The 16,296-nt window shown below is 57.9% G+C and carries 11 protein-coding genes; 8 read left to right on the top strand and 3 right to left on the bottom strand.

Going from position 1 to position 16,296, the window contains the following annotated elements:
• Positions 1-24: 24 nt before the first annotated feature.
• From VGM48_RS25315 to VGM48_RS25305, 3 genes are read right to left on the bottom strand one after another with little or no spacing between them, the layout of a single operon-like run.
• Positions 25-1,353 carry a Gfo/Idh/MocA family oxidoreductase gene (locus VGM48_RS25315; RefSeq protein ID WP_331583863.1) on the bottom strand — a complete coding sequence of 443 codons (1,329 nt, stop codon included), beginning with the start codon at positions 1,351-1,353 and terminating at the stop codon, positions 25-27.
• Positions 1,354-1,383: 30 nt separating this feature from the next.
• The gene (locus VGM48_RS25310; protein WP_331583861.1) at positions 1,384-2,187 is read right to left on the bottom strand and encodes a formylglycine-generating enzyme family protein; all 804 of its coding nucleotides are present in this window, start codon (positions 2,185-2,187) and stop codon (positions 1,384-1,386) included.
• Complete coding sequence (locus tag VGM48_RS25305) at positions 2,129-3,247, bottom strand: FAD:protein FMN transferase (protein ID WP_331583859.1); 1,119 nt, start codon at positions 3,245-3,247, stop codon at positions 2,129-2,131. The genes VGM48_RS25310 and VGM48_RS25305 overlap by 59 nt, the downstream gene beginning before the upstream one ends.
• A gap of 94 nt (positions 3,248-3,341) precedes the next feature.
• Between VGM48_RS25305 and VGM48_RS25300 the strand changes: the two genes are divergently transcribed.
• The 8 genes from VGM48_RS25300 to VGM48_RS25265 form a co-directional block, all read left to right on the top strand.
• On the top strand, positions 3,342-4,085 hold the full coding sequence (locus tag VGM48_RS25300; protein ID WP_331583857.1) for a DeoR/GlpR family DNA-binding transcription regulator: 744 nt from the start codon (positions 3,342-3,344) through the stop codon (positions 4,083-4,085).
• Between the two features lie 178 nt (positions 4,086-4,263).
• Positions 4,264-5,319 carry a glycosyl hydrolase family 18 protein gene (locus tag VGM48_RS25295; RefSeq protein ID WP_331583855.1) on the top strand — a complete coding sequence of 352 codons (1,056 nt, stop codon included), beginning with the start codon at positions 4,264-4,266 and terminating at the stop codon, positions 5,317-5,319.
• A gap of 4 nt (positions 5,320-5,323) precedes the next feature.
• Positions 5,324-6,508 (top strand): anhydro-N-acetylmuramic acid kinase, encoded by a 1,185-nt coding sequence (locus tag VGM48_RS25290; RefSeq protein ID WP_331583853.1) that lies wholly within the window; start codon positions 5,324-5,326, stop codon positions 6,506-6,508.
• Positions 6,509-6,535: 27 nt separating this feature from the next.
• Entirely contained in the window at positions 6,536-9,538 is a 3,003-nt protein-coding gene (locus VGM48_RS25285) for a SusC/RagA family TonB-linked outer membrane protein (protein WP_331583851.1), read from the top strand.
• An 18-nt stretch (positions 9,539-9,556) separates the two neighbouring features.
• Entirely contained in the window at positions 9,557-10,864 is a 1,308-nt protein-coding gene (locus tag VGM48_RS25280) for a hypothetical protein (protein ID WP_331583849.1), read from the top strand.
• A 52-nt stretch (positions 10,865-10,916) separates the two neighbouring features.
• Positions 10,917-12,668, top strand: coding sequence for a serine hydrolase domain-containing protein (locus tag VGM48_RS25275; protein WP_331583847.1), 1,752 nt, complete (start codon positions 10,917-10,919; stop codon positions 12,666-12,668).
• A 4-nt stretch (positions 12,669-12,672) separates the two neighbouring features.
• Positions 12,673-13,482 carry an N-acetylmuramic acid 6-phosphate etherase gene (gene murQ, locus VGM48_RS25270; RefSeq protein ID WP_331583845.1) on the top strand — a complete coding sequence of 270 codons (810 nt, stop codon included), beginning with the start codon at positions 12,673-12,675 and terminating at the stop codon, positions 13,480-13,482.
• 4 nt (positions 13,483-13,486) lie between these two features.
• A partial coding sequence (locus tag VGM48_RS25265; RefSeq protein WP_331583843.1) for an FAD-binding and (Fe-S)-binding domain-containing protein occupies positions 13,487-16,296 on the top strand: 2,810 nt, incomplete at its 3' end.

The raw sequence follows: 16,296 nt of genomic DNA, 5'->3' as shown, positions 1-16,296 counted from the left end.
CGCCGCTCCCCGGTAGCGCAAATTTTAGAATGGTCTTGTCTGCCCGGGTATCGCCACGGGATACATCCCATTGGCGTCCGGCACGACCGGCGGGGTGGCGTCAAACGCATACGCCGTCGGCATGATATTCATCCCGCTGTGCAAGGCAGTATCCCACTGCATCGGCTGCCCGGAATAGGTAGCCAGCCGGCCCAGGATGGACGTCATCGAACTCTTTGCCCCGCGTTCGGCATCCCAGAATTTATATTCCCCCTTGGCAATCGCCTCGAACAACTCATCATGTTCATTCTGGTAGGGCTGATTCTCCTTTGCCTTGTCAAATTGATAAATGGTATTCCCCTTTATATCCGTGATCCGCGCCGCATCGCAAAACACTTTCCCCTTCGTGCCCACCAGCAGTTCGTCCACCTTGCTCATCGTCCCTTTCTGGTGCCGGCACTGGCTGTTCAGGATAGCCCCATTGCCATAGTGGAATTCGACAAAGTGATGGTCGAAGATCTGGCCATAGTCCTTTCCTTTCCGGACCTCCCGTCCACCCATGCCCTGGGCGGTGACGGGATAGGAGTCGAGGGCCCAGTTGATGACATCCAGGTTGTGGATATGCTGCTCCGTGATATGATCGCCGCAAAGCCAGACGAAATAATACCAGTTGCGCATCTGGTATTCCATCTCCGTCCACCCGGCTTGCCGGGGATGCACCCAAACGCCGTCATTATTCCACCAGGCCTGGGCGCTGACGATCTCCCCGATGGCGCCGTCGTGGACGCGTTTGATCAGTTCGCGATAAGAGGTCTGATACCGGCGCTGCAGACCGACAACGACGTTGAGCTTCTTCTGTTTGGCGATCTCGGCGGCGGCCAGCACCCGCATGATCCCCGCGGGATCGGTGGCCACGGGCTTCTCCATAAAGATCTGTTTGCCCTGGTTCACCGCCTCTTCGAAATGGATGGGCCGGAATCCCGGCGGCGTGGCGAGGATAACGACATCGGCAAGCGCCATGGCTTTCCTGTACGCGTCGAAACCCACGAATTTATTCTCCTCTTTCACCTGTACCCTACCCTTCTTGTCCTCCAGCGCCTCGAGGATATTCTTATAGCTGCCGTCGAGCCTGTCCCGAAAAGCATCGGCCATCGCGACCAGCTGTACATTCTGTTTGGTACTCAGCGCCTGAACGGCAGCGCCGGTACCCCGGCCGCCACAGCCGATCAACGCTATCTTGATCGTGTTGTCTGCGCCTGAAAAGAAATTGGCCCGGGAAAGAAGGGGTGCGGCGAGGACCCCGGCTGCCGCAATGGAGGACTTTTTCATAAAGTCGCGCCGGCCTGCGTCGAAGGAGGATGATTGTCGATTCATGTTAACTGCAATTTAAAATGAATAAAACGGTTATAAATAATGGTTATAAAACTCTTCTGCCTCGGCAGCAGTCGGCTGCTTTACCGGTTTGATCACGCGGAAGCCGATGAACGGCGCATCCGTATTCCACCATTTGCTGCGGGGGATCTGCGGATCTCGGGCATTCCACTTCTTGTCGGAAAGGAGCCGGGCCGCGGGTTGCAGGGCCGCAGCCCCATCGTGAAAACACCCGCCCTTTAAAATAAGCGGATAGGCGGTCCCGGGAGTCGCCGCGTCGAGTGTCCACTCGGCAAGATTGCCCAGCATGTCGAACAGTCCCCAGGAATTGGGTTTCAGCTGTTTCACGGCATGATACCGGTTGTCGCTGTTGCCGCTATACCAGGCATACCACCGCAGCGAATCCGCACCGGCCCCGAAAGGATACGCCGTGCCCGTACCGGCCCTGCAGGCATATTCCCACTCCCCTTCCGTCGGCAGGCGATAAAAAACACCCGTTCGTTTGTACAGCCATTTGCAATACATCATCGCGGCATACCGGCTCATGCTATTGGCAGGAAAGCCGCCTTTTTTACCCATGCCGAGCGTAAAATCGACATAAGGCGGGCTGGGCCGCGTTACCCCGTCGGGCGCCGGACCATGATCCTGCGACTCATCCTGGAAGAGGATATACTCCTCATAGGTGGTTTCGTGCTCTTCCATCCAGAAGGAGTCGACGGTCCTGCTCCCGGGAATGGGAACCATTTTAAAGGAGACATCGGAATTGGGGATAGCCTGCTCATACCCGTGGAAAGACTGAGCATACACGCTCCCGGTGAACAGGATCGACGGGATCACCGCCGTGAAAAAGGTTAGCAGACGTGGTGGAATGGGCAGGCGCATCGGGTAACTGGTATTGTTTAAAGTTAACGGAACTTTTCTGAATAATCCGGCCATGCCGCATTTCGGTAATAAATAGCGCCGCGCCCAGAAAATGCCGGATCAGCCGCAACGCCCGGCGATAAGAGAGCACGCTGCAGGCCGTGGCCAGCCAGTCCGCCGTGGTGCCGTCCCCCGCGATGGCCGTCACGTTGCGGCGGCGCGTAAGCCCGATGCCGGTCCGGGGATCGATGATATGCGAATACCGCCGGCCGCGCCACTCCACATATTGGTAGATGTCACCGGAAGTGGCGACCGCGGTCTGCCGCAGGGATAACAGCAAGGGCAGCAGGCGTTCTTTCTCGCCCGGGGCGTTGATCCCGATGATCCAACCCGGCCGGCCCACCGGCGGCGGCCCCGCGACGATCTTTCCACCCGCATTCACCAGGACAACGGGAAAGCCCGCACCCCGCAGCTGTTGCAGGACGGCCTGGGCGACAAATCCCTTCCCGAGACCGCCGACATCCAGCTGCATCCCCGGTATCTCCAGCCATACGCTGCGATGCACCGTGTCGAGATGGACATAACGATAGCCGGTGCGCTGCAACGCCGCCGCGATCTCTTCCCTGCCGGGCGGCACACCCGTTTTGCGCGCTTTGCGCCATAGCCGGACCACAGGACCGATGGTGATATCATAACTTCCTTCGCTGAGTCGCGCGGCCTCCTGCGCCCGCCCGAGGATATCGAACAGGGGAAGCGATACCGGGACATATCTTCCCTGACCGCTGGTGGCGCTGAGCCGGTTGATCTCGCTGCTGTCGAGATAGTCACTGAGTATCCCGTTGAGCTTGTCGGCCAGTTGAAACGCCGCGTCAGCAGCCTGCGCCGCGGCCAGCGAGTCCCCGGTCCCGATGGTGATCGTAAACGGCGAACCCATCGCGGGCCGCTGGAAAGAATATTTTTTTTGCCCCCGGACCGCATGCCCGCTGATCAGCGCCAGGACGATCATCGAAAACGAAAACAACCTTCGCAAAAGCATACCTGAATATACGCCCAACACGCCCGATGATCGCAAAGAAATTTGAATTTGTAAATATTTATAATATTTTCACCCCCTCATTCATTAACCAACCATGCTTAAGGAGGAACGTCTAAAACATATCATCAACCAGATCAACATCCACAACAAAGTGCTGTCGGCCGACCTCAGCCAGCAGCTCAACGTATCCGAAGACACCGTCAGGCGCGACCTCAACGAACTGACCGACAACGGCCAGATCATCAAAGTTCACGGCGGCGCCATCTCCAAAGCCTTCCACTTCCCCTATTCCGAACGCCCGATCTATAAAAAAGAGGAAAAAAAAGAAATTGCCCGCAAGGCTATCGAACTCATCGAAGACGGCATGATCGTCATCGTCGGCGGCGGCACGACCATGATCGAACTGGCCCGGCTCATCCCCAACCGCCTCTTCTGCACCTTTTTTACCATCAGCCCCATCGTCGCCGTCGAACTGGCCGAACATCCCAACCTCACCGTCAATCTCATCGGCGGTAAACTCTCCTCCGACACGCAGATCATCGTCGGCGCCCAGGTGGTGCAACAGCTTTCGGAGATCGAAGCGGATCTCTGCTTCCTGGGAACCAACAGCGTCTCCCTCCAAAAAGGCGTCACCGACTCGGACTGGGAAGCCGTTCAGGTAAAAAAAGCGATGATCCGTTCCGTGCACCAAAGTGTGATCCTGAGCATCTCCGAAAAACTCGACTCCATCCAAAAGATAAAGATCTGCAACCTCGCCGAGCTGAGCACCCTTATCACCGATCTCCAACCCACCGACAAGCGACTAAAAAAATACGCCGCACAGATTCAGATCATCTAAAACAGATTCAGATCATCTAAATTTTAAATACGAACAGGCCCGACCGTTTCCCGCGCGCGGCCTTTTTGCGGTTTTTTGCGTTTTTTTGTAAAAATGCGCAGGAATTGGCTTCAAATCGGAAAACCTTTCTTAACATTACATACGTGTAACCCTTTAGCCAACACAAACGAATAGTTTTATGAGAAAGCAGCTTGCCATCACCCTCGTCTTACTCGCTCCGGCGTTTTTTACGTTCGCCCAATTTAAATCCGAGAACCTGTTCTATATGGTCGACAACGCCGAGTCGTTTGAAAGCTTTCGTAAAAATGCCGCGCAGATCTCCATCGTCAGCCCCCAGGTGTTCAATATGAGTAAAGAGGGCGTGCTGACGGGCAGCATCCATCCCAAAATACTGGAGGTCGCCAAAGCCAATCATGTCAAAGTAATGCCGCTCATCGTGAACACGGGCTTCAACACCGCGATCCTCCACGCCGTCGTGTCCTCGCCCATCGCACGCAAACGGGCGATCGATATGATGCTCGTCTTTGCCCAACAATATCATCTCGCCGGCTGGCAGTTCGATATGGAAGGGCTGAACATCGAAGACCGGGAGAATTTCACGACCTTCTTCCAGCAAACGGCCGACTCCCTGCACCATCACCAGCTGCAGCTCTCGGCTGCCGTCGTCCACGCCACCGCCAACACCGGCGGCACCGACGCCTATCATAAATTTCTCTATGAGGACTGGCGCGCCGGCTATGATTTCAAGGCCATGGCCCTCGCCGGTGACTTTATCTCCATTATGACCTATGGCGAACATACGCGGCGCACCACCCCGGGACCGGTAGCCGGCGCCGACTGGGTAGAGCACGTCGTTCAATACCTGCTCCAGATAGGAGTGCCGGCCCAGAGGCTGTCGCTCGGCATCCCCAGCTATTCTCTTTACTGGTATACGGACTATACCGACGAGAAAGGCGGGTTCTCCACCGCGCGATCGCTCAAATACCCCGAATTGCACTACCTGATGGAGCGATATAACGCCAAGCCGCAGTGGAACGAAAAAGCCCAGGTCAATTCCGTCGTACTCGATAACGACGGCATCTTCGAATACATTTTTATCGAAGACGGCAGCTCCCTGAAGCCCAAACTGGATATCCTCAAAAAATATCATCTGCGGGGTATCTCCGTCTGGGTCCTCGGTGGCGAAGCCCCGGATTTCTGGACCACCCTGGAACAAACAGTGACAAGAAACTGAAGCCATGAACCCCAATATCAACCGACTTTTCGAGATCGCCTGTCAACCCAAACGTACGATCATCGGCCTGATGTCCGGCACCTCCTTCGACGGGCTCGACATCGCCCTCTGTGAGTTTACGGGCAGCGGTCCGGGCACCCAACTCAACTTAAAGCAGTTTACTACCCGGGAATATACCCCGGCGTTCAAAGAAGAACTGAAATCCGTCTTTGCCCGCTCCACCGTCAACCTCGAACGGGTCGCCCTGCTCAACGCCTGGATCGGCATCTACTATGCGCGGCTGATCAAAGAATGTCTCGCCGAATGGAAGGTCGACGCCGGCACGGTCGATCTCATCGCCAGTCATGGCCAGTCCATCTTCCACTCGCCAAAACATCAACGCCCAAAAAACGCCGATGTCTATGGCAATGCCACCCTCCAGATCGGCGATGGCGATCATCTCGCCGTCAACAGCGGGATCATCACGATCAGCGATTTCCGCCAGAAGAATATCGCCGCCGGCGGGGAAGGCGCCCCCCTCGCGGTCTATGGGGACTATCTTCTCCTGGCCAGCAAGACCGAGAACCGCATTCTCCTGAATATCGGCGGCATCGCCAATTTTACTTACCTGCCCGCCGACAGCACCGGGAACTTCTTCTCCACCGACGTCGGTCCGGGCAACACCCTGATGGATCAGTTTATCCAGGCGCATTACCCCGGTCAATATTATGACAAGGATTCCGCCATCGGGTTCCAGGGTGTCGTCAACCAGTCGCTGCTCGCCACGCTAAAGAACCATCCGTTCTTCGCGGCGCCTTTTCCAAAGACGACCGGGCCGGAGTTGTTCAATCTTCTCTACCTGACGGCGGCCCTCGCCGCGACGGGCCAGCCCGATCTCTCCTCCTACGATATCATGGCCACGCTCGCCGCCTTCTCCACCGCGCAGATCATCGACGCCATCGAAGTGAAGGTGCAGGGCCGGCGCGACTTTGCCATCTATGCCAGCGGCGGCGGCATCTACAATCCGCAGCTGATGCAGCACCTGCGGGAGCATTTCGGCAATCGCCTGCACACCACCACCAGCCTTCAACTAAACCCGGATGCAAAGGAGGCTGTGCTCTTCGCCCTGCTGGCCAATGAAGCCGTTGCCGGCCAGTCGAACGGGCCGTCGCCCCGGGTCTCCATGGGAAAGATCAGCTTCCCGCAATAACATGCTTTCACGAAAAAACAAATCAATATGATCCATCACTTGCCAAAATTGACAAAAGTAAAGCACGTCCTGTCCGTGCTTGCGCTTTTGCTCCTGGGACAGCTCACGTTCGCCCAGGATCACCAGACGATAAAAGGGGTCATCACGGATGCCCGAAACAAGGAACCCCTCGCCGGCGCCACGATCAAACTCGAGGGCACGACCTACGCCACCTCGACCGACGCACAGGGCAACTACACCCTCAACGCGACCGTCAAGGACGGCGCCTACACGCTAACCATCTCTTTTACGGGCTATAAACCCATTACGAAATCAGTCACCCTCAACCACAGCGCCATCACGGTCAGCACGCCGCTCGCGGAAAATGCGCTGAGTCTAAGCGAGGTCGTGGTCACCGGCACAACGGTCGCCGTCACCAAGAAACAGCTGGGCAATGCCATCTCCACCGTCTCGGGCAAGGACCTCAACCGGGGTCTTGCTACCGGTGTCGACCAGGCGCTGGCCGGCAAGGTAGCGGGCGCGGAAGTGTCCCAGAACTCGGGTAATCCCGATGGGGGTATCAGCGTTCACCTACGGGGTAACAGCACCATCGCCGGGTCGAGCGATCCGCTGTACATCATCGATGGGGTCATCGTCAACAACAACTCCGATCAGCTGATCGATCTCGGGGGCTACACCCAAAACCGGCTTGCCGACATCAACCCCGCCGACATCGATCATATCGAAGTGATCAAGGGGGCCGCCGGCGCCGCCATTTACGGTTCCCGCGCCAGCAACGGGGTCGTACAGATCTTCACCAAGAAAGGCCGCTCGGGTCAGCCTACAGTGACGGTCTCCACTGACTTCCGCGATAACTCGCTGCGGAAGAAACTGGCCTACAACACCTATCCGTTTGCCTTTGCCAACACCAATGTCAACGACCAGACAAAGATCCCGGTCACCCGCTACGATCTCCAAAAGCAGATCTTCACCAACGCCGGCGGCACCGATGACAATGTCTCCGTCTCGGGCGGCAACGACAACACCCAATACTATGTCAGCGCCGGCTATCTCTTCAACGGCGGCATCGTCAAGAGCACCGATTTCCAACGCGGAACGGCCCGCGCCCGGATCGACACCCGGCTCAACGACTGGTTAAAAGCCACCGTCGGCTTCTCGTATATCTATGACGCCGCCGATCAGATGCCAAACGGCGGGATCAACCAGCAATACGGCGCCCTCACCGGCTTCATCTTCGGGAACAACAATATCAACCCGTTCCCCAATGCCACGGGCGTCTACCCCACCCTGTCACCCGCCGGGCTTCAACGGACGAACCCGCTGGAGGCGATTGCCAAATTCAAGTTCCGCCAGTCGACCAGCCGTTTCATCGGCAACATCAATCTGGCCGCAACGCCGACAAAGAACCTTTCCATCAACTACACCCTCGGTTATGATAACTCTACCGAACTGGGCACCGCCTACATCCCCATCGGGAACACCACCCCCACCTACAACACGGGTTTTTCCAGCCGGGCCGACAAGATCGCGCTGCTGCTGAACAATGACCTGACGGTTGCCTACAAGGCGCATCTCACCGATAAGCTGGAATCCTCCACTTCCATCGGCGGCACCATTCAAACCGCCGTCTCGAACGCCGACGCGGTCACCGGCACGCAGCTAAGCCCCGTCAGCCAGATCTCCTCGGGCGCCGCGACGATCACCACCGCCGAAAGCCGGTCCACCCTGAACATCATGGGACTCTATGCACAGGAGACCTTCGGGTACATGAACAAGATCTACCTGACCGGCGCCATCCGCAACGACGTCGCCTCCTCCTTCGGCATCAGCGACCGCTGGCAGTACTATCCCAAACTCAGCGGCACCTACCTGCTGTCCGAAGAGTCCTTCTGGAAGAACTCCAGGCTGGCCGATATCATCCCGGACCTGAAGCTCCGCGCTTCCTATGGCCAGAACGGTAACCTTACCGCCATCGGCCCTTATGACCGTTTTACCAATTACACCTCGGTGTCCCTGCCCGGCCTGCCCGGTCTCGGCTCACCCAGCCAGCTCGGCAACACCGACGTCAAACCCGAACGCCAGACCGAAAAAGAGATCGGCATCGACGCCAGCTTTCTCCACAACCGCCTGGGTCTGGAATTCTCCTGGTATGATAAAGCGGTGAGAGACCTCCTGCTGCCGGTGACGCTCCGTCCCTCCACCGGCTACAATACGCAATACCAGAACATCGGCAATATGACCAATAAGGGCATCGAACTCCTCGTCCGCGGTATCCCGGTTCAAACGACGAACTTCAAATGGGATGTCACGGCGATATTCAACGCCTACCGCAACAAGGTCTTCAATATCCCCGGCCGCGTCGTCACCTTCCCCAACGGGTTTGGTGAAGTGGCAGCCGTCGAAGGCTATCCGCTGGGCTCCTATTATGCCACCTATGCCGCCCGCAACCCCAACGGCTCCCTGCTGCTGACCCCCGCCGGTCTGCCGCAGCTGGAGAAATCGGGCCGCGACCAGAACGGCCAGCCCACCGGCTCTCCCCTGAGTAAGGTCATCGGCGATGCCAACCCGAAATGGACCGGATCACTCACCAACGAATTCGAGATCGGCAAGGCCTGGTCCATCCGCATGCAATGGGATTTCTCGTATGGCGCCAAGCTGTTCGACTTCACCCGGCGCGTAGGCGACCGGGATATCTATGGTGGCCTCGCCGGGTATATGCCGGAACTGGAAGGAAAGGTGAAAAAAGGGTATTCCGCGGCGATCTACAGCGCCTTTGACTACTGGATAGACAACGGCTCGTACGCCAAGCTGCGGGAACTGTCTGCCTCCTATACGCTGCACTGGCGGGTGTTGGGTGACAAACCGCTGCGTATCTCCGTATACGGCCGTAATCTCTTCTGCATCTCCAAATATCCCGGCTGGGATCCTGAAACCAATGCCGCCGGTCAAAGCACCGCCGTCCGCGGTTTTGACTTCGTGGAGGTGCCGATCCCGAGAACCATCGGTTTTGGCCTGAACTACACCTTTTAACCAGCAAAATCAAGAAAAATGAAACTGAGAACATCTTCAATATATCTCCTTCTTGCGGCAAGCCTGCTGGGCACGTCCTGCAAGCTGGATGTCGTCAATCCCAACGCCGCCTCCGACCAGCAGGTCCTGAACAGTTCGTCGGGGATCATCGCGCTGAGCATCGGCCTGCGTCAATCCTATTCCACTACCGGCTTGTCCAATCTCATGGTCTCCCCCGACGTAACCGCCCGGGAAATAAAAGGGGTGGCGACCTTTACCAATGTGATCGCGCTGGAACTCGGCGGGTCCAATGTCACCCCCGACGGCAACGTCCTCAGCTACTGGAGCTCGATGCAAACGGTGATGGGCATGTGTGAAAGCGTCATCAACAGCGCCCCGAAGGTCCAGGGTCTCGACGCCGGCACGCTGAGCGGCGTCATGGGCCAGGCCTATCTGTTCAAGGCCATGTGTCTCGCCGAACTGGCGATGGCCTATCCCGAAGCCGATCTCAACACCAACACCACCAGCCCGGTGACCTTTGCCCCGCGTGAGCAGGTGTTTGCCCGGGCGATCGGCTTGCTCGACAGCGCCGTAGCCCTCGTCACCGCCAACGCGCCATCCACGACGTTCCAGACCTCCATCGCGGGTCCCGATTTCGATCTCGTCAATACGCTGTATGCCCTGGAAGCCCGGATCAATCTGATGGCCGGAAACAACCAGGCCGCCCTGGACAATGCGAACAAGGTCAATCTGACCAAGACCTCGCGGTTCGACTACTCCAGCCTGACGCCGAATCCGCTCTACACCACCTACACCATCACCAAGTCCTATTTCCCCCGCATCCACTTCGGACTGCCCGATAGCCTCTACTATCCCGGCGACAAGCGGATCGCGTTTTATATGACAACGCCCAACCAGGTGATCAACGGCGACACCGTCGGCACGATGGCGGGCTTCTCGCTCTCACAGACCGGCAGCATCCCCGTCTATACGCCCGATGAGGTCCGGCTGATCCAGGCCGAAGCGATCCTGCGGCTGGGCGGCGATCTCAACCAGGCCCTTGCCCTGATCAACGCCGTGAGAACCCAGACGACGGGCGATCCGTTTGGCGTCAATGCCGGCCTGGCGCCCTACGCGGGGACGGTAGACTACCCCAGCCTGCTGGAAGAAGTTTACAAACAACGCTGTGCCGAGCTTTATCTCAGCGGGCTCAAATGGGAAGACACCCGGCGTTTCAGCCGGCCCGTTCCCCCGGCCAACAACTCGGAACGGAACCGGATCTTCTATCCTTATCCCACACAGGAAAGGATCAACAATCCCAATACGCCCACCGATCCCGCCATCTAACCATAAAAAGCGGGAGGGGTAACCCTTCCGCTTTATCATTTAATTTTGGTCTATGACACGCCTTTTACTGATAGGGTTACTTTTCCTCCGAATCACCGCCCACGCCCAAGCCGTTGTCCTGAACAACGCCGCCCGCGAGATCCCGATCAAGAGCCTGCCGGAACTCACGATTGCCGGCGTAAGTCTCCACTTCGGCCATCACCAGGAGTTCGACAGCATTGCCCGAAACTACTGGGGAGTCAGCAGCTTCAACGGTGATACGGTCCGCGACGCTGCCGGCTTCAACGCACTGCATGACAAACTGAAGTTCTTCAATACCATCTTCCTCGAATGCTCGGCCGGCACCCCCTTCGGTGCGGACTGGCTTGCCTTTGTAAAAGACCTGGAGCAACATGCCAGGGTCTTTATCGTCCTTAGCGGCGAAGGCGCGAATCTCAAACACTTCGACAGTCTCGCTTCGCCGATCGTCTGGTATCCCACCGATAACGAGAACGAGGCCTCACTTGCGGCACAGACGCTTTTCGGCGGCACGGCCATCGCCAATAAACTCCCACAAACCTTTAGCCCCAAATACGCGAAGGGCGCGGGTTCGATGATCAAAAAGACCAGACTCGGCTACGCGACGCCCGAAGCAGTCGGTGTCGACAGCAAGGACCTCGTGCGCATCGACTCGATCGTCAAAGCCGGAATCGCCGCACACGCCGCCCCCGCCGTCGTCATCCTGCTGGCAAAGGACGGAGAGGTCATCTACAGCAAGGCCTTTGGCAAACACAAATATTGGGGGGATGCGCCGACCCGGCTCGATGATATCTTCGATATGGCCTCCTGCACGAAGGTGACGGCCACCACCCCCTCCATCATGCACCTCTATGAGACGCATCAGATCAACCTGGACAGCCCGATCGCGAATTATGTTACCGCCCTGCGCAACATCCCCAACAAAAAAGACCTTCGGGTCCGCGAAGCCCTGCTCCACGAAGCGGGCTTTACCCCCTACATCAAATTCTACGAAAGTCTGAAACCAACCGACCTGTCCACCGACTCGAGCTCCGCCTACCCTACCAAGGTCGCGGACAACTATTACCTCCGGGCCAACTATTTCAACGACACCCAGTGGCCGGTGACGCTGGCCTCGCCCGTGCTGACAAGAGGGAAGTTCGTCTATAGCGATTTGAGCATGTACATGATGAAGGAAGTGTTCGAGAACGTCTCGCATCAACGGCTCAACGAATACGTCCTGCAGAACCTTTATCTGCCGCTGGGGATGCAGTCGACGGGCTACCTGCCAAGGAACCGCTTTCCAAAGGAACGCATCGTCCCGACCACCGAGAATGACAACTGGTTCCGGAACATGCCGGTCCAGGGTTATGTCAACGACCCCGGTGCGGCGATGGCCGGCGGCGTGGAAGGTCACGCGGGGCTCTTCGCAAGCGCCAACGACCTGGCCATCTATTACCAGATGCTGCTCAACGGCGGCAGCTATGGCGGCCGGAAATACTTCGACAGCACGACGGTCCGGTATTTTACGGCGCGTCAATCCAAGGTCACCTATCGCGGTCTCGGCTTCGACCGGACCAACCTGGACCGGCGGGAAACGAATGACCATCGTTCGGACCAGGCTTTCGGCCATTCGGGGTATACCGGCACCTTTGTCTGGGTAGACCCAAAATACAAGATCGTGTACATCTGCCTCACCAACCGCGTATACCCGGACGACAACAAGACCTTTGGCGTTTCAAAGGTCAATGTCCGGCCGCTTACCCTCAATGCCTTTTATGACGCCGTAGTCAAAGCAGCAAAATAAATTTATGGAACTCACAACAGAAACAGAATCCTATTACAAAAATTTGCAAGACCTTTCCTTACCGGAGATCCTATTCGACATCAACCTGGAAGATCAACGGGTACCCATCGCCGTTCGCAGCGCACTCCCGCAGATAGAAGCCCTCACCGCCGCCATCATCGAAAAGATGAGCAAGGGAGGCAGGCTCTTCTACATCGGCGCGGGCACCAGCGGCCGCCTGGGCATCCTTGACGCCTCGGAATGCCCGCCCACCTTCGGCGTTCCCTACGATCTCGTCATCGGCCTCATCGCGGGCGGCGACAGCGCCATCAAAAAAGCCGTGGAGAACGCCGAAGACGACCCCGGACAGGCCTGGGCCGATCTTCAAAAGTACAGCCCCACCACCCAGGATGTCATCGTCGGCATCGCCGCCTCCGGCACAACGCCCTACGTCCTGGGGGGACTGCAGCAGGCCCGCGCCAACGACATCGTCACGGGCTGTATCGTCTGCAATGCCAGCAGCCCCGTCGCAAAGGCCGCGCAGTTTCCCATCGAGGTCATCGTAGGCCCGGAATTCCTCACCGGCAGCACGCGCATGAAGGCGGGCACCGCGCAGAAACTGGTGCTCAACATGCTCACGACGGCCACCATGATCAAGCTGGGGAAAGTAAAAGGCAACAAAATGGTGGATATGCAGCTAACCAACAGTAAATTGCACAACCGGGGGATAAAGATGATCGTCCGGGAAACCGGTCTCGATGCAAAAACCGCCGAAGCGTTGTTAAAACAACATGGCAGCGTCAGGAAGGTGATCGAACTGGTGAAGCCAAAATAAGCACATGCCGGCCGACTTCACACTCTTGACAAAAGCCTTTGCAGGGGAATTGTATTTCGACGACTCCGTCCTGCATCGCACCGTAAGGATCGCTTATTCCACGGATGCTTCCGTCTACCAGGAAATGCCGCTGGCCGTGGCGATCCCGCAACACGCCGACGATATCCGGCAGCTCATCGCCTTCGCCCGGCGCTCCGGGCTCACCCTGGTGCCGCGCACCGCGGGGACTTCCCTCGCCGGCCAGGTCGTCAGCCATGGTATCATCGTCGATGTGTCAAAACACCTGAACGGCATTCTCGAACTCAATAAAGAAGAGAAATGGATCCGGGTACAGCCGGGGGTCATCCGGGATGACCTGAATGCCTGGTTAAAACCCCATGGGCTGTTATTCGCTCCAGAGACGTCCACCTCCAGCCGCGCGATGATCGGCGGGATGATCGGCAACAACTCCTGCGGTCTCCACTCGATGATCTGGGGCAACACCCGCAACAACCTCCTCGAAGTGACCACCCTGCTCGCCGACGGCAGCGATGCCGTGTTCGGACCCATCGACCTTGAAACCGCGCGGCAGAAAAAGAAGAATCCCGGCCTCGAAGGCCACATCTATAACGATCTCCTCTCGCTGGTCGAGAACAAAGCCAACCAGGCCACTATCGCGCAAGGCTTTCCAAAGCCGTCGGTCACCCGGCGCAACAGCGGCTATGCCCTCGATCATCTCGTCCATCAGCTGGATGCCGGCGCACTCAACCTCGCCGGTCTTGTTGCCGGGTCGGAGGGTACGCTCTGTGTCGTGACGGAAGCGAAACTGAAACTCATCGATCTGCCGCCGCGCGAGGTCGGTGTGGTCGCGGTTCACTTTTTGTCGATGGCCGAAGCCTTGCAGGCCAACGGCATGATCGTCCGGATGGGCTGCTCCGCCTCGGAGCTTGTGGATCATGTCATCCTCGAACAGGCGATGAACAACGCCGAACAGGCTCACAACCGCTTTTTCCTGGTCGATGCGCCAAAGGCGATCCTGCTGGTCGAGTTCTTCGACGAGACCGTCGCGGGTCTGCAGGCGAAATGCACCGGGCTCATCGAAAAGCTCCGCGGCGCCGGTCTCGGTTATGCCTATCCACTATTGACGGGCAGCGAGACCAAGAGCGCCTGGGACCTGCGCAAGGCGGGCCTGGGGCTGTTACGGAATCTGAAAGGCGATGTCCAGCCGGTGAACCTCATCGAAGACTGTGCGGTCGCCGTAGACGATCTCCCCCACTATATCGCCGATCTCGAAGCCCTGTTGCAACTCCATAACACCCCGTATTCGATGTATGCCCATGCGGGCGATGGCGAACTGCATGTCGAGCCCATGGTAAACCTCAAGACGGAAGCCGGCCGGCAACTATTCAAAACCCTGCTGGCCGAAACGACCGGCCTGGTAAAAAAATACAACGGTTCGCTTTCCGGCGAGCACGGCGACGGCCGGCTTCGCGGCAATTTCATCCCCGCCATTATGGGCGAGGCCGTGTACGAACTGTTTAAACAGGTGAAATGGATCTTTGATGCGGAGGGCGTTTTCAACGTAGGGAAGATCACCGCCACCCCGGATATGCTCGACGACCTGCGATATAGCGGCGAGGGCAGCAAGCCTCAGCGGGTCGACCCGCTGTTCGACTTCTCCGGCGAGGAAAGCATGCTGCGGCTGACCGAGAAATGCAGCGGCTCCGGGGATTGCCGGAAGACGCATATTACAGGCGGCACCATGTGTCCCAGCTATATGGCCACGCGCAACGAGACCGACACCACCCGCGCCCGGGCCAATGTCCTGCGGCAATACCTCAATACGGATCCCGCCGAGTTCGGCGCGGGGCAGGATGCCGAAACCGTAAAGGAAGTCCTCGACCTCTGTCTTGCCTGCAAGGGCTGTCTTACGGAGTGTCCCTCTTCGGTGGACATCTCCAAGCTGCGCGCGGAATTCCTGCATCACTATCATGCCCATCACGGGGTGCCGCGGCGCACCCGGCTTATCGGCAATTTCAGCCGGCAGATGAAACTGGCTTCGCGGCTGGCGCCGCTGTATAATTTCTTTGTTGCGATGCCGTTCCTGCGGAAACAATTTAATTCTATCGTGGGCTTCCATCCCGATCGATCGCTGCCTGCGGTCGCGGGTCAAACGCTGAGGCGCTGGCATGCGAAACGGCGGCGCCCCGCGGACAACGGCAACACGCGCATCGGCCTGACAGCTAACGGCAATCCGCCCGGCCGCGCGGCTAAAACGGTGTACCTCTTCTGCGACGAGTTCACCAACTACAACGACGTGGAGACGGGGAAGAAAACGATCCTCCTGCTCGAACGGCTCGGCTATGCGGTCCTCATCCCGGAGCATGGCGACAGCGGGCGCAGCCTGTTATCTAAAGGTCTGCTTGAAGAAGCCCGCGCCTGCGCGCAACAAAACGTTGATGCGCTCTATGGAGTCATCAGCGCCGAAACCCCGCTCATCGGCATCGAGCCTTCGGCTATCCTCTCGTTCCGCGACGAATACAAGGTGCTGCTGCGGGGGGAAGCCCAGCAAAAAGCGCAGGACCTCAGCAAGCATGTCTTCCTTTTCGAGGAATGGTTCCATAACGAAGTCCTCAAGGGCCATATCGACGCCACCGCTTTTACCACGGACCGCCGGCGGATCATCCTCCATGGCCATTGCCATCAGAAGGCGCTTTCCGATATCGGCGTCGCCAATGCGATCCTCGGGCTCCCCAAAAACTTTACGGTGCATACCCTGGCTACCGGCTGCTGCGGCATGGCGGGCGCCTTCGGCTACGAAAAGGAGCACTACGA

The sequence above is a fragment of the Puia sp. genome (assembly GCF_036500295.1).
Lineage (GTDB): Bacteria > Bacteroidota > Bacteroidia > Chitinophagales > Chitinophagaceae > Puia.
The sequence above is the reverse complement of the archived record's forward strand: the minus strand, read 5'-3'. Positions and strand labels throughout refer to the sequence as shown.